This is a genomic window from Aeromonas sp. SCS5 (assembly GCF_001887375.1).
Lineage (GTDB): Bacteria > Pseudomonadota > Gammaproteobacteria > Enterobacterales > Aeromonadaceae > Aeromonas > Aeromonas jandaei.
On the sequence record NZ_LFCS01000007.1, the window covers coordinates 316,213 to 338,358 of the forward strand.

Genomic DNA, 22,146 nt, shown 5'->3' on the forward strand with positions numbered 1-22,146 from the left:
CGCGGATCTTACGTGAAAAGGCGCAGATTTGCACTTTGGCGCGCGGCTCGCTATGGCTGCTATGACAAAAACATGCCATAACAGAGAAACCAGTTTGGTTACGGGAGGTTAGCATGCTTATCAGGGATATTATGACGACCCGGGTCGCCACCGTGTCGATGGATGATCGGCTCAGCGTCATCAAGGATATCTTCGAGCAGGCCCACTTTCGCCATCTGCTGGTGCTGGAGGAGGGGGAGCTGGTGGGGGTCATCTCCGACCGCGACCTGTTTCGCGCCATCAGCCCCTACCTCGACTCCGAGGCCGAGATGACTCGCGATACCGAAACCCTCACCAAGCGGGCACACCAGATCATGAGCCGCCACCCCGTCACCATCGCCCCCCAGCTCACCGTGCGCGAAGGCGTGCAGCTGATGCTGGATAAGAATGTCTCTTGCCTGCCGGTGCTGGAAAACGGGGCTCTGGTCGGCATCATCAGCTGGAAGGATTTTCTGCGGGTTGCGCTGACACCGGACGGGCTCTGAATCGCCCCGGCCGCCCGGGGCCGAACGGGAAGTGATAACCGGAATAAGAGAGGGGAGCCATGGCTCCCCTCTCGCATTGAGGCTAACTGGTCGCTTGGGCTTTATGACGCCGGCGGCTTGCCGGCATTGCTCGCAGGCATGCTGCCGGAGAGCTTGGGTTGCAGGTGGCTGCGGATTTCGTTCAGGGTCTGGCGATACTGCTCCCCGTGCTGCTCCAGAAAGGCGGGGCTATGGCGCAGGCGCCGCTCCAGCCGATCCACCACCAGCGCCACCTTGGGCGCCGCCATGCCGGCGGGCCAGCTGTGTTGCAGCAGCTCCAGCAGTTGCCAGGCATCACCGGGCAGGGCGGGAAACTCCTCCTGCAGTTGCAATCCCGCCTGCAGCGCCAGCTGGTGGTCGCCAAGGTGCATCGCCCGGTGGCGGGTCTGGCGCAGCTCGGTCAGGCGCTGCTCGCGGGCCGTCAGGCGCACTCCCAGTTCGCTCACCAGATGGCGAAAGAGCTGGCGGGTGAGGGGATGGGGGGCGACCCGGATGCGATATTCGGATAGCTGGGTCAGGTAGCGGCTCGCATGGTGCGGCAGCCCGCAGAACTGGCTGACGGCAAAGCCGAGCAGCAGGGTGACATGACTGGTGTTTGCCTGATCCGGCTGATGGTGCGAGATGAGGATCAACGCCTCGTCGAAGCGGTACTCCAGCCCCAGTTTCAGCGCCTGCAGCAGCTCGTACTCGTGCGCCTGCAGGGTCACGGTGCGCTTGAGGTGAACCCACTCCTGCAGCAGGGAGCGGATCCGGTTGGCGGAGGGACTCTGCCACAGCACCGCCAGCGCCGCGCTCAGCATGAAGCTCTCCAGCGACTGGCGGGGATGCAGCTCACCGAAATAGCGCAGGTTGAGGCTGTGGACCTGCTCCAGCACCTTATCCTCATCCTGCAAGATCAATCCCAGCAGCATGGCCAGCTGGTGCCAGCGTGGCTGGTGGGGGCGGATTTTTTGCAGCTCCTGCAGCGTGCCCCAGGCGGTTTGCCACTGATGTTGATGGAGCTGGCTGGCCAGCGTCAGCTCCCGCTTGGTGGCCAGCGGCAAGGTATCCTGATGGCGCTGCAGATCGGTGAGCGCGCTCTGCAGTTTGCCCAGCCCGAGCAGGCCGTAGAAGAGACCGGCTCGGGGCCAGCCGGAGCGGTATTCGTTGGCGCAGAGGGCGTAGTGCTGGGCGGCGGCCATCTGATCGGCGGATTGCAGCAGCAGATACCCCTTGAGTCGATCCAGCCAGGGGTTGAGCTCCCGATGTTCCGGCTGGAACAGCAGGTCTTCACAGGTGGCGGTAGCTATCTGCCACTCCCGCAGGGCGATGGGGGCGCTGAGGGAGGGGGTGAGTGAGCTTAGATGTACCAGCTGGCGCAGCACCTCGTCGAGCTGACCGGTCATAAAGGGGAGCGGCAGATAGAGGGAGAAGTAGAGATCCGAGGGGAGAAACTCCTGCTCGCTGGCGTCGGCATCGAGCAGCAGCAGGACGCAACCGGGTTGCAGCAGGCCGAGGTAGTGCGCCTCGTGGAGCAGGCGGGCCCCTTCAAGCCCCTGCTGCTTGTCCTGCTGGCAGATGATGGCATCAAAAGGTTGTTGCTGGAGCAGGGCAAACAGGCCGTTGTGCCCATGTTCCGGGTGGCTGTGGTAGTGAATATGTTCAGCCAGTACACCCTGTTCGGTCAGTTGCCGGATGATGGCGCTGCGCAGCAGAGGATCCTCATCAAGCAGCAATATCGCCATACAACACTCCCTTTTTACCAATCCTTGAATGGATCATGGTAGAGCCAAGGGACAGATAGGCCCAGTTTTGGGCGGATGAAAAGTTGACAGTAGTCAGCAGAGTGCGGGATGGGGCATGATGAGCAGTTATCACATCTCGCTTGTCTTGGCCGGGAAGCTGCACTCGGTCTGCCTGATCATGCGTTCCCCCTCTCCCCCGGCACCTTGCCAGCTTAGTTCGAGCTGCCCGAGGTGGCCAAGGTGGCGCAGCTCGAATTCGTAGCGCTGACAGGGATTATCCAGCGGCAGGGTGCTCATCCCCGCCGGCAACCGGTAGTCATAGCTGAGCTGCGGCCCATCCTGCAGCTGGCTGCGAAGCGGCACCAGTCCCTCCGGCGTGGGGGATGGCGCCTTCAGATAGCGGCGCAAGCTGAGCGGCGCGTCGATCGCCTTCTGATAGTTGAGGCCGTTCATGGCTGCCAGCTCCTCCTCCAGCCGTTGCAGCTCCCCCTCCAGACCCGTGATGACCACCCCCAGCTGTTGATGGGCTGGCGAGGCGCACCCGCCCAGCAGCAGGGTTGAGGCGAGCAGGGTGGCTCTGAAGCGGGGCATGGCATCTCCTTGACGGGTCATTGTGGTTGGCAGGGCAGACTATAGCAGGGGATTGCTGGGGGGCGTGCCCCGCAGCAGCTGGGCCAGCCGCTCCAGCCCTTCGGCCACACGGGCATCGGTAGCGGGCTGGCTCAGGCTCAGGCGTACCCCCTGCGGGGCGGCAAACTGGCCGGCGGCGAAGTGTTCCCCGCTTGCCACCCCGACGTCAAGGGCATCGGCTGCGGCGGCGAACTCCTGACTGCGCCACGGCTCGGGCAGTGGCAACCAGGCGTGCATGCTGCCCGGCTGCCAGCGGGCGCCGGGCAGCAGGTGGAGCAGCAGCTCGCCACGACGTGCCAGAGTCTGCCGCTGCTCGCGGATCAGCTGGTCGATCCCCGGCTGGCTCACCAGCTGGCAGGCCAGCTCGACCAGTAGGGGGCTCACCATCCAGCTGGAGAGGCGCATCGCCTGAGCGAAGGCCTGCTTGAGGTGGTCAGGCGCCAGCACGAAGCCGACCCGCATGCCGCCGCAGGCGATTTTGGCCAGACTGCCGAGATAGATGACCCGCTCCGGCGCCAGATTGACCAGCGGCACCTGATGGGGCTCCGGCAGCAGGCCGTTGACGTCATCCTCGATGATCAGCAGATCGTGCCGGCGGGCAACGGCGACGATGGCCTCGCGCCGTGCCAGCGACATGATGGCGGTGGTGGGGTTTTGCAGGGTAGGGGTGAGGTAGAGCACTCTGGCACGCCGACTGCGGCAGGCCGCCTCCAGCGCATCGGGCAGCAGCCCCTCCTCATCCATGGCAAGCCCGATGACCTGATTCTTCAGCTGGCGGGCATTGCCCAGCATGCCGGGATAGCTGAGCCCCTCGCACATCAGACTCTCGCCGACACAGCCGGTCGCCAGCATGGCCAGCATGATGCCGTGCTGGGCGCCGTGGCTGAACAGCAGCCGCTCCTCTTGCGCTGCAATACCCTGCCTTGTCAGCCACTCGATAAAGCGCTGGCGCTGATCCGGCTGGCCTGCCTCCTTGCCATAACCAAGCAGCAGGTTGAGATCCCCCTGACTCAGGTTTTCCAGCAGCGGGCGGATTAAGGCGGCCCGATCGAGCTGCACCGGCAGGTTTTGCCACAACTCGATGCGCGGCCCCTCCTCGGTGCGGATCACCCACTGATTGGCGGGATCCGTGCTCGCTCCCTTAACCCAGGTGCCGTGGCCGACCCGGGCGGCGACCAGCCCGCGCCGCTCCGCTTCGCTGTAGGCGCGGGTGACGGTACCCACAGTGACCCCCAGCTTGTCCGCCAGCGCCCTGTGGGTCGGCAGACGGGTTTGGGCGGGCAGCGAGCCATCCACAATGGCCTGCTCGATGGCGCTGGCCAGTCTGAGGTAGAGGGGGCCATCGAAGGGGGAGAGATCCGGCGTCCAGATTGTCATGGTGACAATAAATCCATTGATCGAAACTTGAGGGCAATATAGCGTGAATTTCAACCTGATAACAACCATTGAGGGTTGATTGTATCGATACAATCAACCTATCAAGATGAGGAGTCGCTCATGACGTTCGAATGGTATGCCACCCTGTTTGGCTTCGCCGTGCTCACCTGCGGCACGCCCGGCCCCAACAATTTGATGCTGACGGCCTCCGGTGCCAACTTCGGCGTGCGGCGCACCCTGCCACACTTGTTTGGCGTAGCGCTGGGGCAACCTGTGCTGCAACTGGTGCTGGCGCTGGGGCTCTATCCGCTGTTCGAGCGCTGGCCCTTGCTGCGCCTCGGCTTGCAGATCTTCGGCAGCCTCTATCTGCTTTGGCTGGCCTGGCGCATCGCGGTGGCGGGCGCTCCGAGCGATCCGGCCCGGCGCGCCCGGCCGCTGACCCTCCTGGAGGGGTTGGGTTTCCAGTTTCTCAACCCCAAGGCGTGGATGATGGGGATCTCCGCCATCAGTCTGTTCAGTCTGACCGGTGCCGGTTACTGGCCCAGCCAGCTGGCGGTGATGATCATGTTCGCACTGGTGGCTCTGCCCACCTGCTTTGTCTGGGTGCTCTTTGGCCATCAGCTGAGCAACTGGATCAGCACGGATCGGGGCTGGCGCCGGCTCAACGGCTCCCTCGGTCTGCTCACTGCCCTCTGCGTGGTGATGCTCTGGTATTGAGGCTTTTCCCACCCGCTTTCTCCTTGTGGTCGAGCTGCCGCTTCTGCATATTGGTGGGCTGCTTTATCTGGCAGATTGTCTGGCGGATTGTCTGGCAGAGAGTCCGATATGTGGTCTGAACGAGGTTGAGATGGATCTGAACTGGGTACTGCCCCTCGCGGGGTTTGCACTGGTCACCTGCGGTACGCCGGGGCCAAACAATATGCTGCTCACCAGCGCCGGGGCGGCGCAGGGATTTCGCCGCACGCTGCCGCTGCTGGTGGGGGTGGTCGGGGGGATAAACCTGATGATCCTCGCCATGGCGCTGGGGCTCGGGGTGATATTTGACAAGGTGCCGCTGCTGCACGACGGGCTCAAGCTGATCGGCTCGGCCTACCTGCTCTGGCTGGCGTGGAAGGTGGCGACCGCCAGCGGCCCGGCAGAAGGCAATCGGCCGCTTATTCCCGCCCATCAGGGGGCCATGCTGCAACTGCTCAACCCCAAGGCGTGGATGATGGCGCTCTCCGCCATCAGCGGTTTCACCCTGGCGGGAGAGGCCTACTGGCCATCCGCCATCTGGGTGCTCGCCATCTTCTTTGTGACCGGCCTCTATACCGGTGCTTTCTGGGTACTGTTCGGCGCTCAGGTGCGCCGTCTTATCCGCACCGCCCGGGGCTGGCGCCGTTTTAACCTCGGCATGGGGATCGCTACGGCGGCCTGCGTGCTGATGATCTGGATTTAGCCCGGGGTTGACCCGGGCCTTTACCGGCTGTCTTGTTGGCCCTGCGGGGCCTTTTTTATCTCGCTCGCGTGACCTTGCCTGCAAGGTGGCGTGGCACAGCCTTACCTTGGGATGAAAGGAGATGTTATGAAATGTATCGGTCTGCTGGGTGGCATGAGCTGGGAGTCCACTGTCAGCTACTATCAGGCGCTCAACCGCGGGGTGCGGACCAAGCTCGGTGGCTTGCACTCGGCGCGGGTGCTGCTCAATAGCGTCGACTTTGCCGAGATAGAGCGGCTGCAGCATGCCGGTGACTGGCCCGCCACTGCCCGCCTGCTGGCGGCCGAAGCGCGCAAACTGCAGGATGGCGGTGCCGATTTCTTGCTGATCGGCACCAACACCATGCACAAGGTGGCGCCCGAGATCGAGGCCGCCATCGATATCCCGCTGCTCCATATCGCCGATGCCACCGCGCGCCGCCTGCAAGCGGACGGGATAAAACGGGTCGGCCTGCTCGGCACCCGCTTTACCATGGAGCAGGATTTCTACAAGGGACGGCTGCAGACGCACTTCGGGCTGGAGGTGCTGGTGCCAGCCGAGGCAGAGCGGGAGCGGGTCCATCGCATCATCTATGACGAGCTCTGTCTGGGCGAGATCCGCGACGCGTCGCGCGCCGAGTATCTGTCCATTATCGCTGGGCTGGCCGTTGCCGGCGCCGAGGCGGTGATCCTCGGTTGCACCGAGATTGCCCTGCTGGTGGGGGAGGCGCAGGCGGCCGTGCCGCTCTACGACACCACCGCCATTCATGCCGAGGCTGCCGTCACCCTGGCCCTGACATCCGATTAATTAACTGGTCAGATCTCACTATTCATGCTTGTCTCATACCCCTTGCCATAAAAGCGTGTAAAATTGCGCCCTGAATTTTCCCCGGCCAACGCGGGTTGGCTGCGGTTTCCTAGCATGCAAGGCTGACATTGTGACTGAAGTTGACAGATTCGCGGACATTCGCCCTTACCGCGATGAAGAAGTGCCGGCGGCCATCGAACGGCTGATCCAGGATGATGAATTTATCGGTGCCATCGCCAAATACCGTTTTGGCTCCCTGATGAGCTGGCTGGGCTGGGCGATTCGCCCGCTGATCCGCCAGGTGCTGCGCTACAAGTGGTCAAAAGTGACCACAGTGCATCAGGTGCAGGTCGGGGTGACCAACTATATGTCCCGGATGATCGCTACCTCCACCAAGGGGGTGACCTTCTCCGGGATCGAGCATCTGAAGAAGGAGCAGGGCTACCTGTTCGTCTCCAACCACAGGGACATCGCCATGGATCCGGCTTTCGTCAACTGGGGTCTCTATACCCACGGTTTTGACACGGTCCGCATCGCCATCGGCGACAACCTGCTGCGCAAACCCTGCGCCACCGAGCTGATGAAGCTCAACAAGAGCTTTATCGTCAAGCGCTCCGCCAAGGGGCCGCGGGAGATGATGAAGGCGCTCGGCGAGCTCTCCGCCTACATCGGCCAGTCGGTGCACGAAGGCCACTCCATCTGGATCGCCCAGAAGGAAGGGCGCGCCAAGAATGGCGATGACAAGACCGATCCGGCCATCCTCAAGATGTTCTACGTCGACGGCAAGAAGCAGAAGATCGACTTCGTCGACTACATGCGCAGCCTCAATATCGTGCCGGTCAGCATCAGCTACGAGTTGGACCCCACCGACAAGGCGAAGGCGCGCGAGCTCTACGAGAAGTCGGTCAACGGCAGCTACGAGAAGGGCGAGTTCGAGGATATCGAGAGCATCGTTGCCGGCATCGTCGGCATGAAGGGGCGGGTACACGTTGCCTTCGGCGCGCCGATTACCGAGGGCTTCAGCGATCCGGACGAGCTGGCGGCCCTGATCGACAAGGCGATCTGGAGCAGCTATCGCCTCTTCCCGAGCAACTATCTGGCGGCCGATGTCTCTGGCAAGGCCAACACCATCGAGCAGGCGGCCTTCCTGACCCGTCAGTCAGAGGTGCCGGAAGAGCACAAGGCAATCTGGCGTGCCATGTATGCCAAACCGGTGGAAAACGCCGGAAAGGCTTGAATGAAACCGGTTGCGTGAAAAAAACGGGAGCAGATGCTCCCGTTTTTGCGTCTGGTCAAAGTCGCCGGCAAAAGGGTGGTGAATAATATGGTTTCAGCTGGTACGATCACCCGAAAAATGGGGTGCACGCTCTTGGCAACCACCGGATGAGTGTGTAACAGTGCCCCAATATGCTGAATGTGAGCATTAGCTCTAATCCCTCTGCACGGATCGCCGGGGGCATTATCGAAGGACCTGTAACAGGTCCTTTTTCATTGGGCGGCAAAGATACCGCGCAGATATACCTAACAGGAAGATGCTCGCACCATGATCACCGGTAGCCTGAACACGTTGCAGCGTACGCCGCTGCCTGCCCCGCTGGATCGCATCATGGTCGAGGTGGTCAAAAGCGTTGCCCTCTGGCGCGAGGCGCCCCTTGGCAAGAGCGAGATTGACGGCCTCAAGCTGTTCTGTCTGGTGAGCGAGGAGATGACCGAGCCGGCTGCGGATCGCCGTGGCGAGTTCCACCGCGACTATCTCGATATCCAGTTGCTGCTGGCAGGCGAAGAGTGGATCGGTGTCGGGCCCCATGAGTATGCGGATGAAGGTGCTGACCATCCCCATCCCGACCTCTGGTTTGTCGATGACGAGCAGACTACCTATCTGGCGCTGCAACCTGGCGATTTCGCCATCTTCTGGCCGGGCGAACTGCATCGCCCGCTCTGTACGCGCAACCAGCCCGCCAAAGTGAAAAAGCTGGTGGTCAAGGTACACCGGGATCTGCTGGCCATCGCCTGAGCATCCCCATTGACGCGAGCCCTGCGCAGCTGATGCGTCGAGACTCGCAAGCATTGAGAGGAGTGATGCGCACCACAAGTTGCGATGACTCTTTCAAGAGCAAGAATTGAAAAATTGGACGCACCCTCCTGCGACCATAAGCCCCCGGCAGGGGAATCCCATCCTCTTTTGGATGACACGACACTGTCGGCATAAAGCCGAAGCACAGGAAGATGTAGAAAATGAGCAAGTTGGTACTGATCCTTAACTGCGGTAGCTCTTCCCTGAAATTTGCCGTAATGGACGCCGAAACAGGTGAGGACATGCTGTCCGGCCTGGCCGAATGCTTCAATCTGGATGATGCACGTATCAAATGGAAACTCCACGGGGTCAAGGGCGAAGCCATGCTGGGAGCGGGTGCCGCTCACCAGGAAGCGCTCGACCACATCGTGGGCCACATCCTGCCGCAGGATCCGTCTCTGGCCGGTCAGCTGGTGGCCATCGGCCATCGTATCGTACACGGTGGCGAGCAGTTCTCCCGTTCCGTTCGCATCGATGACAGCGTGATCGCCGGCATCGAAGCCGCTATCCCGTTCGCCCCGCTGCACAACCCGGCTCACCTCATCGGTATCCGTGCTGCGCTCAAGGTGTTCCCGCAACTGGCTGACAAGAACGTGGCCGTGTTCGACACCGCGTTCCACCAGACCCTGCCGCAGGAGGCCTACCTCTACGCGCTGCCTTACAAGCTCTACAGTGAGCACGGCATCCGTCGTTACGGCGCGCACGGCACCTCCCACCGCTACATCGCGGAAGAGGCTGCCAAAGAGCTGGGCAAGCCGCTGAACGAACTGAACATCATCAACTGCCACCTGGGCAACGGTGCATCCGTTTGCGCCATCAAGAACGGCGAGTCTGTTGACACCTCCATGGGGCTGACTCCGCTGGAAGGTCTGGCGATGGGCACCCGTTGTGGCGACATCGATCCGGCTGTGGTCTTCTTCATGCACGACCAGCTTGGTTACAGCGTGGAGCAGATCAACCACACCCTGACCCGTGAGTCCGGTCTGCTGGGGATGACCGAAGCGAGCAGCGATTGCCGCTATGTCACCACCAACTACGCCACCGACGCCGGTGCCAAGCGTGCGCTGGATGTATTCACCTACCGCGTGGCCAAGTATGTCGGCGCCTACGCCGCTGCGATGGACGGTCGTCTGGACGCCGTGGTCTTCACCGGTGGTATCGGTGAGAACGCCGCCATGGTGCGCGAGATGGTGCTGGCGCGTCTGGCCCTGTTCGGCTTCAAGGTGGACAAAGAGGCGAACAATGCTGCCGTACTGGGTGGCGAAGGCCGCATCACTACCGCCGACAGCCGTTGCGCCATGGTGATCCCGACCAACGAAGAGCTGGTCATCGCCCGCGATGCCCTGGGTCTGGTCGGCTAACGCCAATCGGTCTCATCACAACGCCCGGCTTTTGCCGGGCGTTGTCGTTTGTGGCGACCCGTTATTTGACTTGGACGCTCGGGGCGTTACCCTGACGGCCACGTTTTGGCATTGCAGCATTGGGGGAGAGGAATGAAAGAGACGTTTTTTAACTGGCTGTCGGAGCTTGGGGTTGAGGTGACCGGCATGATGGGGCTGGTGATTGCGCTCGCTTTCATCCTCGTCACCTCGCTGCTGCTGCACATGATGTTGCACCGCTTTCTGCTGGTGCGGCTGGTGGGCATTCTCGGCAGGGCCAAGCAGGTGTGGCTGCCACCCCAGTTGCAACAGCGCCTCTTCTACCGGCTGGCTTTCGTCTTTCAGGGGGCCGTGCTGCTCGGTCAGGCCGAGATCTGGCTGCCGCGCAATTCCGATAGCCTGAAGCTTATCGAGATGTCGGCCCAGCTCTGGATCCTCTTCTTCCTGCTGCTCTCCTTCTTTACCCTGCTCGACTGCGTGCTGGCGGTGAGCCGCAACATCCGGCTGTGGCGGGATCTGCCTTTGCGCGGCATCTTCCAGGGGGCCAAACTGGTGGGCAGCATTCTGGTCGGCATCCTGATGATCGCCCTGCTGCTTGGCAAGTCACCGCTGTTCCTGTTCAGCGGTCTGGGCGCCATGACCGCGGTGCTGATGCTGGTGTTCAAGGATCCCATCCTCGGGCTGGTGGCGGGGATCCAGCTCTCTGCCAACCGGATGCTGAACGTTGGCGACTGGCTGCAGATGGACAAATATGGCGCCGATGGTGAGGTGACCGATATCGGCCTTACCACGGTCAAGGTGTCGAACTGGGACAAGACGGTCACCACCATTCCCACCTATGCCCTCATCTCCGACTCTTTCAAAAATTGGCAGGGGATGACCGAATCGGGCGGGCGGCGCATCAAGCGCAGCATCAATATCGACATGACCAGCGTGCGCTTCATGACGGCCGACGAGCAGTTGCAGCTCAAGCAGGCCCAGTTGCTGGCACCCTATCTCACCCGCAAGGAGCAGGAGCTGAGCAGTTACAACCAGCAGCTGAGCGATGCCTTGAGCTGCCCCATCAACGGTCGTCACCTCACCAACCTCGGTACCCTGCGCGCCTATCTGGATGCCTATCTGCGCGCCCATCCCGGCATTCGCAAGGACATGACTCTGATGGTGCGTCAGCTGGCGCCGACCTCTGACGGCTTGCCGCTGGAGATCTACTGCTTTACCGCGACGACGGCGTGGGCCGAGTACGAAGGGATCCAGGCCGATATTTTCGACCACATTTTCGCCATCATCGAGCAATTTCATCTGCGGTTGCACCAATCTCCCACTGGATACGATATGCGCTCCTGGCAGAAGGGGTAAGCGGGCGACCGACAGGGGCTGGCGGCGGATACAAAAAGCGATATTAATCGTCGACCCGCCGCTACTTGTCAGTTGAAATTTGCTTTGCAGAAGAGAAAAATGGCGGCCTTCTCTTCGCGCCCCTGATCCTCGTCTGATCAGCTGTCAGCCCAGAGATGTCAACTCAGTCATTATCATGGGAAAGTTATGAAGCTCCTTCGCAATAGTGTGGCAACACTCTGCTACAGCCTGCTGCTGACCGCTGCGCCGGTTTTCGCTGTTGAATATGCTCTGCCTGCGGCCAACAGCCGTCTGGTGGGGGAAAATCTGGAATACGTGGTCCCGGCCGAAGAGAACGGCCAGCCGCTGGAGGCCATTGCCGCAAAATTCCAGCTGGGGCTGACCAACATGATCGAAGCCAACCCCAAGGCTGACCCCCTGCTGGTGCAGACCGGCGAGAAGCTGGTGATCCCCCATCAGCTGATCCTGCCGGATGCGCCCCGTGAAGGGATCGTGCTGAACGTGGCCGAGATGCGCCTCTACTACTACCCCAAAGGCAAGAAGGTGGTGGAAGTGCTGCCCATCGGCATCGGCCAGCTGGGCACCGACACCCCGGAGAACTGGGTGACCAGCGTGCAGCGCAAGAAAGCGGGCCCGACCTGGACTCCGACTGCCAAGATGCATGCCGAATATGCCGCCCGTGGCGAGAGCCTGCCTGCGGTATGGCCGGCTGGCCCGGACAACCCCATGGGGCTGTTTGCGCTCTACATCGGCAAGATGTACGCCATCCACGGTACCAACGCCCAGTTCGGCATCGGCCTGCGGGTGAGCCACGGCTGTGTGCGTCTGCGCAACGATGACATCGAGTACCTGTTCAAGAAGGTACCGGTAGGCACTCGCGTCCAGTTCATCAACCAGCCGCTCAAGGCCTCTGTCGAGCCGGATGGCCGCCGCTATCTGGAAGTGCATCAGCCGCTGTCGCGCAGCGAGGAGGAGTTCAACTCCAGCCTGCCGGCACCGCTGCCGATGAGTCCGGCCATCACCCGTTTCATTGCCCACGCCGACAGCGATTCCCAGCTGGTCAAACAGGCGCTGGAGCAGCGCAGCGGCATGCCGGTCGCCATCAACGGCTAATCCCGGTAATCGGCCACAAGAAAGGGCGAACAGCGTGCTGTTCGCCCTTTCTCTTTTCTGGCCTTGTACGGGGCCGGATTAGCTGCGGCGCAGATTGTCGGCGAGCTCTCCGGCGAGCTGATCGAGCATCTGGTAGCGCGCCTTGTAGCTGGCCCGTTTGCGGGAGGGGATCTCCTCCAGCGTTTTGCGCGGTATCTGCAGCGGCAGGCTCATCCAGAGTTCATCCATGACGTTGCCCTGATGCTCTTCCCATAGCCCATCCAGATCGAACTTGACCCGGCTGGCGGTGCGCTTGCTGCACTGGTAGACGTGGCTTTGAGTGCGGATCCCGAGCAGGGTTTCACACCCCAGGCCACGGGCCAGTTCGGCTGCCATGTAGACCAGCAGGGACATGGGACGCAGGCCGCCGCACGCCTTGGTGACCAGCTTGATCTCTTCGCTCAACCCCTTGCCCCCTTGCAGCGAGCAGATCTCCAGCGTGGGCTGCGGCTCGCAGCGCAGGTTGAGGGCCATGAAGTAGAGCGCCGACTCGCCGAGCTTGAGGGTCAGGCTCATCTCCCCCTCTTTGGCCATGTGGGTCTGGTAATCAAGCTGCAGGGTGAGTGGCGCGGCCAGCTTGTCGCTCTGCCAGCTGGCAAGCTGCAAGCCGCTCTGGCTGTAGATCGCCTGCTGCTGCGCTTCGGGCAGGGCCCGTGCCAGCTGCCGGTAGTGGGCGGTGATGAGCCCGGCGCGGAGCCCCTTGCGCAGCCCCTTGTGGCGATAGGGGTGAATCGGCTTTTCCAGAATATCGGGGAAGCGGGTGATCGCCTGCGCCAGCAGCGGCAGCGTCTCCTGCTGGCGATAGAGGGCGCGGGCTCCCGGATGCAGCCAGAGGCGGCCAACGAATTTGGCCCGTCTGATGAGATGGCCCGACTCCTCTACCGGATGGAGACGGCGGGCGAGGGTGCGCAGTTGCGACAGATGAGAGGACATAGGCGTGGCCCTGGTTCGTTGGATTCAGGGCGGCGAGTGTAGGAGGGGATGGGGAGGATGTAAAAAGCTCGATAGTAACAAAATGTGAAGATAAAACGCTCAATAGCAGGGGCAAGTGCTCTGATCTCTCGCCCGGACGGAAAAGGAAATTCGGTTCTATCTCCTTGATGTAGAGATGATTTGCTGCGCAAAGGTTTTTATTGTGTTTTCTGTTTGTTAATAAAGGGGTTGAGCCGACAGGGACGGGTGATTAAGCTAGGCCGGTTTTTAGGGACGAGCCCGTCATCAGAGCGGGTAAAAGATGAAATAAAACGGAGTTTTGCATGACAGCCAGCACACCCATGTTAATCACCTTTCTGGTGTACATCCTCGGGATGGTACTGATCGGCTTTGTTGCCTATCGCGCCACCCGCAACTTTGACGACTACATCCTTGGCGGCCGCCGGATGGGGAGCTGGGTCACCGCCCTCTCCGCCGGCGCCTCCGACATGAGTGGATGGTTGCTGATGGGCTTGCCCGGCGCCATCTTCATCAGCGGCATCTCCGAGAGCTGGATCGCCATCGGTCTGGTCATCGGTGCCTACCTCAACTGGCGCTGGGTGGCGGGCCGCCTGCGGGTTCATACCGAGAAGAACCGCAACGCCCTGACCCTGCCGGACTACTTCACCTACCGCTTTGAAGATCACAGCAAGGTGCTGCGCATCCTCTCGGCGCTGGTGATCCTGCTCTTCTTCACCATCTACTGCGCTTCCGGTGTGGTGGCCGGTGCCCGCCTGTTCGAGAGCACCTTCGGCATGGATTACAACACTGCCCTCTGGGTCGGTGCGGCCGCCACCATCACCTACACCTTCTTCGGCGGCTTCCTCGCGGTGAGCTGGACCGATACGGTGCAGGCGACCCTGATGATCTTCGCCCTGATCCTCACGCCGGTCTTTGTCATCATCGCCGTGGGCGGGGTGGACAGCGCCATGATCGAGGTGGCAGCCAAGAGCGCCAGCAACCTCGACATGTTCAAGAATCTGGACGTTATCGCCATCATCTCACTGATGGCGTGGGGGCTCGGTTACTTCGGTCAGCCGCACATTCTGGCCCGCTTCATGGCGGCCGATTCCCACCACTCCATGGCCAATGCCCGTCGCATCAGCATGACCTGGATGATCTTCTGCCTGGGCGGCGCGGTGGCCATCGGCTTCTTCGGCCTGGCCTACTTCGCCCGCTTCCCGGAAGTGGCGGGCGGCGTCACCGGCAACCCGGAGCGGGTCTTTATCGAGCTCTCCAAGATCCTGTTCAACCCCTGGATCGCCGGCGTGCTGCTCTCGGCCATTCTGGCAGCGGTGATGAGTACCCTGAGCTGCCAGCTGCTGGTCTGCTCCAGCGCCATCACCGAGGATCTCTACAAGCCGTTCCTGCGCAAGAACGCCTCCCAGCGCGAGCTGGTGTGGGTGGGGCGCCTGATGGTGCTGGCCATCGCCTTGATCGCCATCAGCGTTGCCATGAATCCGGAGAACCGGGTGCTCGGGCTGGTGAGTTACGCCTGGGCCGGTTTTGGTGCCGCGTTTGGCCCGGTAGTGCTGCTCTCCGTGCTCTGGCCGCGAATGACCCGCAACGGTGCGCTGGCTGGCATGCTGGTGGGCGCCATCACGGTGATCGTCTGGAAACAGTTCGGCTGGCTGGGGCTGTATGAAATCATCCCGGGCTTCCTGTTTGCCTGTATCGCGATTGTGGCGGGCAGCCTGCTGGGAGAAGCGCCTTCGAAAACCATGCTGGAGCGTTTCCGCGAGGCCGAGGAGGAGTACAACACCCCGGCCGAGCTGGAAGGGGAGCCGGTCGCCGTCACCTGATAGCGGCACCTCTGTTCTGACAATCAACCCCGCCCCGGCGCATCTTGACCACACTGGTCAATCCTTGCGCCGGTTTGGCGGGGTTTTGCGCTATATGACTCACCTTTGGGCACTTTTTTCTGCTTGCCCGGCCCCTTCGGGGTATTGGCTTTCTTTTGTCTTTGCACCGAATATGGGACACTAGGCCGCTTGAAGGAGACCTAGAGCATGCGCCTATTCACCCTGATCCTGATCCTCCTGCTGGGAGGTCTGCAATATGACTTCTGGCTGGGGAAGAACGGGCTGTCCGACTACCAGAGTCTGTCGGAGGCCATCTCGCAGCAGCAGCGGGACAACCAGAGCCTCAAGGATCGCAACGACCTGATTTATCGCGAGATCGATGATCTCACCTCTGGCCTTGAGGCCATCGAGGAGCTTTCGCGCAACGATCTGGGCTACATCAAGCAGGGCGAGACCTTCTACCGGATCATCCCCAAAGAGAAAGAAAAAGAGAATGTGCCAGCGGATGCCCCTTACGATGACTGATGTGAGCCGCATTCCAGCCCTGACGGCGATCGTGCCGGCCGCCGGCATTGGCAGCCGGATGGGGGCCGAGTGCCCCAAGCAGTATCTGCAACTGGCGGGCAAGACTATTCTCGAGCACACCCTGGAGCGGCTGCTCGCACACCCCGCCATCGGGCAGGTGATCGTGGCGCTGGCTCCCCATGACCGCTGGTTTGACACCCTCCCGGTGGCGCAGGATGAGCGGATCCTGCGGGTCGAGGGGGGCGCCGAGCGCGCCTTTTCCGTCCTCAACGCCCTCCATGTGGCGCAAGGGGAGTGGGTGCTGGTGCACGATGCGGCCCGCCCCTGTCTGACCCACGGCGATCTCGACGCCCTGATTGCCACCGCCATGACGAGCGGTGGCGCCATCCTCGGCAGCCGGGTGCGCGATACCATGAAGCGCTCCGATGCGGCTGGCAATATCATTGCCACCGTCGAGCGCGAACAGCTCTGGCATGCCCTGACGCCGCAGATGTTCCCCACCGGCCCTCTCAAGCGGGCACTGGAGGAGGGGTTGGCGCTCGGTGCCACCATTACCGATGAGGCCTCCGCCATGGAGCGGGCCGGATTTGCGGTGCGGATGGTGGAGGGGCGCGCAGACAACATCAAGGTGACCCGGCCGGAGGATCTCTCTTTGGCGGGACTGTTTTTAAGCCAGCAGGCATAAGCCCACCTATCAGAACAAAGAGGTCTGAACAGACAGGCCGAACAAGGAGCGAGCATGATCCGGATTGGACATGGTTTTGACGTACACAAATTTGGTGGGGTTGGCCCCTGCATGCTGGGCGGGGTGCCGGTTCCCTACGAGCAGGGACTGATCGCCCACTCCGATGGCGACGTGGTGCTGCACGCGGTGAGCGATGCCCTGCTGGGCGCCATCGGTGCCGGTGACATCGGTCGCCATTTCCCCGATACCGCTGCCGAATTCAAGGGCATCGACAGCCGTATCCTGCTGCGGGATGTCTTTGCCCGCGTGCAGCGCGCAGGGTATGCCATCGGCAATCTGGATGTGACCATCATCGCTCAGGCACCCAAGATGGCGCCTCACATCGACGCCATGTGCGCCGTGCTGGCGGCCGATCTGCAATGTGATTTGAACCGGGTGAACGTCAAGGCGACCACCACCGAACAGCTTGGCTTTACGGGGCGCAAGGAAGGGATCGCCACCGAAGCCGTCGTCTTACTGGTGAAACAATAATGCTGGAACAACTTGCCTACCTGCACGGTGCGCCCACCGCCCGCGGTATCCTCAAGGCCGAGGCCGCCGACTTCGTTGTCAATGAAGACCTCGGGTTTGAACCCTGCGGGGAAGGGGAGCACATCTTCGTCCGGGTGCGTAAAACCGGCGAGAACACCGCCTGGGTGGCTGGCCTGCTGGCCGATGCGGCTGGGGTCAATCGCAATGCGGTGACCTGGGCGGGCCTGAAGGATCGCCACGCAGTGACCGAGCAGTGGTTCGGCATTCACCTGCCGGGCAAGGCCGAGCCGGACCTCTCCGTCATTGAGAGCGACAGCATCCGGATCCTGGAGGTGAAGCGCCACAACAAGAAGCTGCGGGTCGGCTATCTCAAGGGGAACCACTTCACCCTGCGTCTCACCGGTCTGGAGCAGGCCGACGGGCTGGAGTCCCGCCTGCAGGCTATCGCTACCCAGGGCGTGCCCAACTACTACGGCGAGCAGCGTTTCGGCCGTGAAGGCAACAACCTGGAAGCGGCCAAGGCGATGTTTGCCGGCAAGCGGATCAAGGATCGCAACAAGCGCTCTCTTTACCTCTCCGCCGCGCGCAGCATGCTGTTCAATGCCATCGTCAGCGCCCGTATCGAGCAGGGGCTGGCCCATCAGCTGCTGGCCGGTGACTGCGTGATGCTCAAGGGTAGCCACTCCATCTTCAGTGAAGAGAGTGTGACTCCCGAGCTGGAAGCGCGTCTCGCCTCCGGCGACGTGCAGCTCACCGCACCCCAGTGGGGCCGTGGCCGGCTGGCCAGCCAGGGGGCCGCTGCCGAGTTCGAACAGGGCGTACTGGCGGCGTACAGCGACTGGTGTGACGGACTGGAGAAAGCGGGGCTGGATCAGGATCGCCGCCCGCTGCTGCTCAAGCCGGAGCAGATGAGCTGGCAACTGGGGGGTGAGGTGCTGACTCTCTCCTTCTTCCTGCCGGCGGGCGCCTTTGCCACCAGCGTGGTGCGCGAGTTAATGCAGGCCGAAGAGGCCGATCACGGTTTCAGGAATCAAACCGATGCGAATTCTGGTCAGTAATGACGATGGTGTGCATGCCGAGGGTATCCGTGCCCTCAGCGAGGCGTTGCGCGCCTGCGGCGAGGTCGTGGTGGTGGCACCGGATCGCAACCGCAGCGGCGCGAGTCACTCCCTGACGCTGGAGGTGCCGCTGCGGGTCACCCGCATCAGCGAAACCGGTTATCATGCGGTGAAGGGGACGCCGACCGACTGCGTCCACCTCGCGGTCAACGAGCTGGTGCGCCCCGAGCCTGACATGGTGGTGGCCGGTATCAACCACGGTGCGAATCTGGGGGATGATGTCATCTACTCCGGCACGGTGGCGGCTGCGACCGAAGGGCGCCACCTTGGCTATCCCTCCCTCGCCATCTCGCTGGTGGGCAAGACCCATTTCGCCACGGCGGCCCACTATGCGGCCCTGCTGGTGAAGGGGTTGATGAAGCACCCCCTGCCAGCGGATCAGATCCTCAATGTGAACGTACCTGACCTGCCGCTTGAGCAGATCCGGGGGATCAGAGTGACCCGCCTTGGCAATCGCCATCGGGCGGAGTCGGTGATCCGCACCGAGGATCCCCGCGGTCAGCCCATTTACTGGATTGGCCCTCCCGGCGACAAGCAGGATGCAGGAGAAGGAACCGACTTTGCTGCCATCGAGCAGGGTTATGTCTCGATAACTCCCCTGACCATTGACATGACTGCCTATGACAGTCTCGCTGGTCTGGGGGCCTGGTTAGATCTGCAGGGATGAGGGTGTGATAGTACAGCGCCTGTTAAATCAGCTCATTGCGCAGGATATTCGCGATTTTCGCGTACTGGCGACCATCGCGAAAGTGCCGCGCCAGCTATTCGTGGATGAGGCCATGGCCCACAAGGCGTGGGACAACACAGCCTTGCCCATCGGCCATGGCCAGACCATTTCGCAGCCCTACATGGTGGCGCGAATGACCGAGCTGCTGATGCAAAATGATCCGGCCCATGTGCTGGAGATTGGCACTGGCTCCGGTTACCAGACGGCGATCCTCGCCCATCTGGTGGAGCACGTTTATACCGTGGAGCGGATCAAGTCGCTGCAGTTCCAGGCAAGACGCCGGCTGCGCCAGCTTGATCTGCACAATGTCTCGGCCAAGCACGGTAATGGCTGGCTGGGATGGCCCAACAAGGGGCCTTACGACGCCATTCTGGTGACGGCGGCGGCGAGCGAGATCCCGACGGCGCTCACCGATCAGCTGGCCGATGGCGGTCGGCTGGTGTTGCCGGTGGGCGACAGCCAGCAGACCCTGCAACTGATTGAACGCTCCGGCTCCCAGCTGACCAGCCGAATTCTGGAACCGGTGCGTTTTGTTCCCCTGATCGACGGAGATGTTGAGTGAAGTTGTTTTCCCGTTTGTATGTACTGGTAATGCAGTGGGCGCGCCACAAATACGCCCCCTGGTATCTCTCCATCACCGCCTTTATCGAATCGGTCTTCTGGCCCATCCCGGTTGACGTGATGCTGGCGCCGATGGCGCTCGGCAAGCCCCACAAGGCGTGGCACTACGCCACGCTGGCCACCGTGTTCTCGGTGCTGGGTGCGCTGTTTGGCTATGCCCTTGGCTACGCCCTGTGGGATCCGGTAGTGCAGCCGCTGGTGGCTTCCGTCGGTTATGAGGGCAAGATCGCCATCGCTCGCCACTGGTTCGAGCAGTGGGGCATCTGGGTCATCTTTATCGCCAGCTTCACCCCGATCCCCTACAAGGTCTTTACCGTGACGGCAGGGCTGTTGCAAATGGCTCTGTTGCCCTTCATCATCACCTCCCTCATCGGCCGCGGTTTGCGCTTTTTCCTGGTGGCAGGTTTGATGCGCTGGGGTGGCGAGAAGATGGAACGCAAACTGATGCACTACGTAGACGTGCTCGGTTGGCTCTGTATTGGTCTGGCCGTCGTGGCCTATTTCTGGTTTAGTCGTTAAGGATCCGCTATGCGTTCGCGTATTTGGCAGGGAAGCAGTGTCGTCGTTCTTTCATGGCTGCTGCTTGCCTGTTCCTCCAGTAAAAATGCCGCTCCGGTTGAGGGGCTGGGTGATGGTCCCTTCGTCTCGACCATCCCGACCCGTCAGGCCGGCGCTCAGGTCAGTGCCCCCATTCAGGGCAACAGCTATGTGGTGAAGCGGGGCGATACCCTCTATTCCATCGCCTTCAACTCCGGTAACGATGTGCCGTCGCTGGCCAGCCTCAACAACATCAGCCCGCCCTACAACATCTATCCGGGGCAGCGCTTGCGACTCGATGGTTCCAGCGCCAGCGTAAGCAGCAGCCGCAGTTCCGGCACCTATGAGGTGCGTCGCGGCGATACCCTGAGCAGTATCGGCCGCCAGTTCGGCATGACGCCGCAGGCGCTGGCCCAGAGCAACAACCTGAGTGCCCCCTACGCCCTGCAACCGGGTCAGGTGCTCAACGTTCAGTCTGCTGGCGGCAGCAGCACCCAGATGGTAGCCGCAACCCGCCCGGTGACACCGGTTCCGGTGCAGACCACCACGACCCGACCGAGCAGTGGCCCGCGTCCGTTGGCAGAACCAAGCGGATCTGGTCAGACCACGCCATTCATCTCGCAGAAATCCGTTGCTGCGGAGGCACCGAAGGAATACGCTCAGGTCAAAGAACAAAAAACAGACAACTCCCAGTCGAGACTCTCCTGGCACTGGCCCGCAAAAGGCCGGATCGTCGAGGGGTTCTCTGTTGCAGAACAGGGTAACAAGGGTATCGACATAGCCGGCCAGAAGGGGCAACCCGTCTACGCCGCCAGCAGCGGTAAGGTCGTATACGCTGGCAGTGCTTTAAGGGGGTACGGCAAGCTGATCATCCTCAAGCATGATGATGACTATCTCTCCGCCTACGCACACAACGACGAGTTGCGGGTGAAGGAAGGGGACAGCGTCAAGGGGGGCTCGGTCATTGCCAACATGGGCAGCACGGACGCGCCGGATGTGCGATTGCATTTCGAGATCCGGTACAGAGGCAAGTCGATCAATCCGATGAGCTATTTGCCAAAGCGTTAACCCCAGAGAGACCGTCTTACTCTGGTAACGTCAGGGAGACACACCATGAGCCAAGAACAACTGGTAATGCAGGATGCAGAGTTAGAGTTTGACGCTGACCCCGAGTCTCACGAAGAGGTAGAAGAGCTGGAGGAGGTGGCCGCCGAGGCGGAAGAGACCATCTCCGATGAATTGCTGGCACCGGAACTGAACAAGGTGATGGATGCCACCCAGCTCTATCTGGGGGAGATTGGCTTCTCCCCCCTCCTCACTGCCGAAGAAGAAGTCTATTACGCCCGTCGTGCCTTGCGGGGTGACAAAGCAGCCCGCAAGCGCATGATCGAGTCCAACCTGCGACTGGTGGTCAAAATCGCCCGTCGTTACAACAACCGCGGCCTGGTGCTGCTGGATCTCATCGAAGAGGGCAACCTCGGTCTTATCCGCGCGGTCGAGAAGTTCGACCCCGAGCGCGGCTTCCGTTTCTCTACCTATGCCACCTGGTGGATCCGCCAGACCATCGAGCGGGCCATCATGAACCAGACTCGCACCATCCGTCTGCCCATTCATGTGGTCAAGGAGTTAAACGTTTACCTGCGCACCGCGCGTGAACTCTCTCACCGTCTCGATCACGAGCCGACCGCCGAAGATATCGCTCAGGCACTCGATTGCTCGGTGGACAATGTGAACCGCATGCTCAAGCTCAACGAGAAGATCACCTCGGTGGATACCCCCATCGGTGGCGATCGCGACAAGGCTCTGCTGGATGTGCTCTCCGACGAGCGCGGCATGGGGCCGGAGCTGGAGTCACAGGAAGATGATATGCGCAGCAGCATTGTGCACTGGCTGGAGGAGCTCAACCCCAAACAGCGGGAAGTGCTGGCGCGTCGTTTCGGCTTGCTGGGTTACGAGCCAGCCACCCTTGAGGATGTGGGGGCCGAGATTGGCCTGACCCGCGAGCGGGTACGTCAGATCCAGGTCGAGGGGCTGCGTCGTCTGCGGGAGATCCTGCTGAGCCAGGGGCTCTCCATCGAGGCCCTCTTCCGCACCAATTAAGTCCGCACCA

Annotated in this window: 23 protein-coding genes; 19 read left to right on the forward strand and 4 right to left on the reverse strand. The window is 61.7% G+C overall.

The genetic code is table 11. The features are described from left to right. Nucleotides 1–113: 113 nt before the first annotated feature. A complete protein-coding gene (locus tag BS300_RS11495) occupies nt 114–524 on the forward strand; it encodes a CBS domain-containing protein (RefSeq protein WP_071912865.1) in 411 nt (136 codons plus the stop codon). 101 nt (nt 525–625) lie between these two features. On the opposite strand, the gene BS300_RS11500 is transcribed toward BS300_RS11495, so the two are convergent. From BS300_RS11500 to BS300_RS11510, 3 genes are all read right to left on the reverse strand, one after another. Further along, entirely contained in the window at nt 626–2,287 is a 1,662-nt protein-coding gene (locus tag BS300_RS11500) for a hypothetical protein (protein WP_071912867.1), read from the reverse strand. Nucleotides 2,288–2,416: 129 nt separating this feature from the next. Further along, on the reverse strand, nt 2,417–2,878 hold the full coding sequence (locus BS300_RS11505; protein WP_043849949.1) for a hypothetical protein: 462 nt from the start codon (nt 2,876–2,878) through the stop codon (nt 2,417–2,419). A gap of 39 nt (nt 2,879–2,917) precedes the next feature. Beyond that, nucleotides 2,918–4,294: a PLP-dependent aminotransferase family protein gene (locus BS300_RS11510; RefSeq protein ID WP_071912869.1), complete on the reverse strand. Its 1,377-nt coding sequence runs from the start codon at nt 4,292–4,294 to the stop codon at nt 2,918–2,920. Nucleotides 4,295–4,414: 120 nt separating this feature from the next. Here BS300_RS11510 and BS300_RS11515 point away from each other — a divergent pair, with 120 nt between their 5' ends. The 8 genes from BS300_RS11515 to BS300_RS11550 all read left to right on the forward strand — a co-directional run bounded on the left by BS300_RS11515 (nt 4,415) and on the right by BS300_RS11550 (nt 12,479). Further along, on the forward strand, nt 4,415–5,011 hold the full coding sequence (locus BS300_RS11515) for a LysE family translocator (RefSeq protein WP_071912871.1): 597 nt from the start codon (nt 4,415–4,417) through the stop codon (nt 5,009–5,011). Between the two features lie 130 nt (nt 5,012–5,141). Further along, the gene (locus BS300_RS11520) at nt 5,142–5,732 is read left to right on the forward strand and encodes a LysE family translocator (RefSeq protein WP_042030532.1); all 591 of its coding nucleotides are present in this window, start codon (nt 5,142–5,144) and stop codon (nt 5,730–5,732) included. Nucleotides 5,733–5,858: 126 nt separating this feature from the next. Beyond that, on the forward strand, nt 5,859–6,557 hold the full coding sequence (locus tag BS300_RS11525) for an aspartate/glutamate racemase family protein (protein ID WP_071912872.1): 699 nt from the start codon (nt 5,859–5,861) through the stop codon (nt 6,555–6,557). Nucleotides 6,558–6,687: 130 nt separating this feature from the next. Further along, the gene (locus tag BS300_RS11530; RefSeq protein ID WP_033113764.1) at nt 6,688–7,794 is read left to right on the forward strand and encodes a 1-acyl-sn-glycerol-3-phosphate acyltransferase; all 1,107 of its coding nucleotides are present in this window, start codon (nt 6,688–6,690) and stop codon (nt 7,792–7,794) included. A gap of 306 nt (nt 7,795–8,100) precedes the next feature. Beyond that, a complete protein-coding gene (locus BS300_RS11535) occupies nt 8,101–8,571 on the forward strand; it encodes a YhcH/YjgK/YiaL family protein (RefSeq protein WP_071912874.1) in 471 nt (156 codons plus the stop codon). Between the two features lie 221 nt (nt 8,572–8,792). Continuing rightward, nucleotides 8,793–9,992, forward strand: coding sequence for an acetate kinase (locus BS300_RS11540; protein ID WP_033113766.1), 1,200 nt, complete (start codon nt 8,793–8,795; stop codon nt 9,990–9,992). A gap of 132 nt (nt 9,993–10,124) precedes the next feature. Continuing rightward, nucleotides 10,125–11,366: a mechanosensitive ion channel domain-containing protein gene (locus BS300_RS11545; protein ID WP_071912876.1), complete on the forward strand. Its 1,242-nt coding sequence runs from the start codon at nt 10,125–10,127 to the stop codon at nt 11,364–11,366. Nucleotides 11,367–11,552: 186 nt separating this feature from the next. Then, nucleotides 11,553–12,479 carry a L,D-transpeptidase family protein gene (locus BS300_RS11550; RefSeq protein WP_071912877.1) on the forward strand — a complete coding sequence of 309 codons (927 nt, stop codon included), beginning with the start codon at nt 11,553–11,555 and terminating at the stop codon, nt 12,477–12,479. 78 nt (nt 12,480–12,557) lie between these two features. Here the strand turns inward: BS300_RS11550 and BS300_RS11555 are convergent, their stop codons facing one another. Next, complete coding sequence (locus BS300_RS11555; protein WP_071912879.1) at nt 12,558–13,451, reverse strand: DUF535 family protein; 894 nt, start codon at nt 13,449–13,451, stop codon at nt 12,558–12,560. A 323-nt stretch (nt 13,452–13,774) separates the two neighbouring features. Here BS300_RS11555 and putP point away from each other — a divergent pair, with 323 nt between their 5' ends. From putP to rpoS, 10 genes are all read left to right on the forward strand, one after another. After that, on the forward strand, nt 13,775–15,292 hold the full coding sequence (putP, locus tag BS300_RS11560; protein ID WP_071912882.1) for a sodium/proline symporter PutP: 1,518 nt from the start codon (nt 13,775–13,777) through the stop codon (nt 15,290–15,292). Between the two features lie 207 nt (nt 15,293–15,499). Continuing rightward, a complete protein-coding gene (ftsB, locus tag BS300_RS11565) occupies nt 15,500–15,817 on the forward strand; it encodes a cell division protein FtsB (RefSeq protein ID WP_041210187.1) in 318 nt (105 codons plus the stop codon). Next, a complete protein-coding gene (ispD, locus tag BS300_RS11570; RefSeq protein ID WP_071912887.1) occupies nt 15,810–16,502 on the forward strand; it encodes a 2-C-methyl-D-erythritol 4-phosphate cytidylyltransferase in 693 nt (230 codons plus the stop codon). Before ftsB ends, ispD begins: the two co-directional genes overlap by 8 nt. A gap of 54 nt (nt 16,503–16,556) precedes the next feature. After that, nucleotides 16,557–17,033 carry a 2-C-methyl-D-erythritol 2,4-cyclodiphosphate synthase gene (ispF, locus tag BS300_RS11575; protein WP_033113773.1) on the forward strand — a complete coding sequence of 159 codons (477 nt, stop codon included), beginning with the start codon at nt 16,557–16,559 and terminating at the stop codon, nt 17,031–17,033. Then, nucleotides 17,033–18,091 carry a tRNA pseudouridine(13) synthase TruD gene (truD, locus tag BS300_RS11580; protein WP_071912889.1) on the forward strand — a complete coding sequence of 353 codons (1,059 nt, stop codon included), beginning with the start codon at nt 17,033–17,035 and terminating at the stop codon, nt 18,089–18,091. The genes ispF and truD overlap by 1 nt, the downstream gene beginning before the upstream one ends. Then, nucleotides 18,072–18,818, forward strand: a complete 747-nt coding sequence (gene surE / locus BS300_RS11585) for a 5'/3'-nucleotidase SurE (RefSeq protein WP_041210183.1) — start codon at nt 18,072–18,074, stop codon at nt 18,816–18,818. The genes truD and surE overlap by 20 nt, the downstream gene beginning before the upstream one ends. A gap of 4 nt (nt 18,819–18,822) precedes the next feature. Then, nucleotides 18,823–19,440 (forward strand): protein-L-isoaspartate(D-aspartate) O-methyltransferase, encoded by a 618-nt coding sequence (locus BS300_RS11590; RefSeq protein WP_033113776.1) that lies wholly within the window; start codon nt 18,823–18,825, stop codon nt 19,438–19,440. After that, nucleotides 19,437–20,018, forward strand: coding sequence for a YqaA family protein (locus tag BS300_RS11595; protein ID WP_033113777.1), 582 nt, complete (start codon nt 19,437–19,439; stop codon nt 20,016–20,018). The genes BS300_RS11590 and BS300_RS11595 overlap by 4 nt, the downstream gene beginning before the upstream one ends. Nucleotides 20,019–20,027: 9 nt before the next feature. Further along, complete coding sequence (locus tag BS300_RS11600) at nt 20,028–21,104, forward strand: LysM peptidoglycan-binding domain-containing protein (protein ID WP_043849958.1); 1,077 nt, start codon at nt 20,028–20,030, stop codon at nt 21,102–21,104. 45 nt (nt 21,105–21,149) lie between these two features. Next, on the forward strand, nt 21,150–22,136 hold the full coding sequence (gene rpoS / locus BS300_RS11605; RefSeq protein ID WP_041210181.1) for an RNA polymerase sigma factor RpoS: 987 nt from the start codon (nt 21,150–21,152) through the stop codon (nt 22,134–22,136). Nucleotides 22,137–22,146 lie beyond the last annotated feature (10 nt).

Bases quoted from the DNA above. Each gene is read 5' to 3' on its own strand.
- BS300_RS11495 (WP_071912865.1), top strand. From the start codon at position 114: ATGCTTATCAGGGATATTATGACGACCCGGGTCGCCACCGTGTCGATG.
- BS300_RS11500 (WP_071912867.1), bottom strand. From the start codon at position 2,287: ATGGCGATATTGCTGCTTGATGAGGATCCTCTGCTGCGCAGCGCCATC.
- BS300_RS11505 (WP_043849949.1), bottom strand. From the start codon at position 2,878: ATGCCCCGCTTCAGAGCCACCCTGCTCGCCTCAACCCTGCTGCTGGGC.
- BS300_RS11510 (WP_071912869.1), bottom strand. From the start codon at position 4,294: ATGACAATCTGGACGCCGGATCTCTCCCCCTTCGATGGCCCCCTCTAC.
- BS300_RS11515 (WP_071912871.1), top strand. From the start codon at position 4,415: ATGACGTTCGAATGGTATGCCACCCTGTTTGGCTTCGCCGTGCTCACC.
- BS300_RS11520 (WP_042030532.1), top strand. From the start codon at position 5,142: ATGGATCTGAACTGGGTACTGCCCCTCGCGGGGTTTGCACTGGTCACC.
- BS300_RS11525 (WP_071912872.1), top strand. From the start codon at position 5,859: ATGAAATGTATCGGTCTGCTGGGTGGCATGAGCTGGGAGTCCACTGTC.
- BS300_RS11535 (WP_071912874.1), top strand. From the start codon at position 8,101: ATGATCACCGGTAGCCTGAACACGTTGCAGCGTACGCCGCTGCCTGCC.
- BS300_RS11540 (WP_033113766.1), top strand. From the start codon at position 8,793: ATGAGCAAGTTGGTACTGATCCTTAACTGCGGTAGCTCTTCCCTGAAA.
- BS300_RS11545 (WP_071912876.1), top strand. From the start codon at position 10,125: ATGAAAGAGACGTTTTTTAACTGGCTGTCGGAGCTTGGGGTTGAGGTG.
- BS300_RS11550 (WP_071912877.1), top strand. From the start codon at position 11,553: ATGAAGCTCCTTCGCAATAGTGTGGCAACACTCTGCTACAGCCTGCTG.
- BS300_RS11555 (WP_071912879.1), bottom strand. From the start codon at position 13,451: ATGTCCTCTCATCTGTCGCAACTGCGCACCCTCGCCCGCCGTCTCCAT.
- putP (WP_071912882.1), top strand. From the start codon at position 13,775: ATGACAGCCAGCACACCCATGTTAATCACCTTTCTGGTGTACATCCTC.
- ftsB (WP_041210187.1), top strand. From the start codon at position 15,500: ATGCGCCTATTCACCCTGATCCTGATCCTCCTGCTGGGAGGTCTGCAA.
- ispD (WP_071912887.1), top strand. From the start codon at position 15,810: ATGACTGATGTGAGCCGCATTCCAGCCCTGACGGCGATCGTGCCGGCC.
- ispF (WP_033113773.1), top strand. From the start codon at position 16,557: ATGATCCGGATTGGACATGGTTTTGACGTACACAAATTTGGTGGGGTT.
- truD (WP_071912889.1), top strand. From the start codon at position 17,033: ATGCTGGAACAACTTGCCTACCTGCACGGTGCGCCCACCGCCCGCGGT.
- surE (WP_041210183.1), top strand. From the start codon at position 18,072: ATGCGAATTCTGGTCAGTAATGACGATGGTGTGCATGCCGAGGGTATC.
- BS300_RS11600 (WP_043849958.1), top strand. From the start codon at position 20,028: ATGCGTTCGCGTATTTGGCAGGGAAGCAGTGTCGTCGTTCTTTCATGG.
- rpoS (WP_041210181.1), top strand. From the start codon at position 21,150: ATGAGCCAAGAACAACTGGTAATGCAGGATGCAGAGTTAGAGTTTGAC.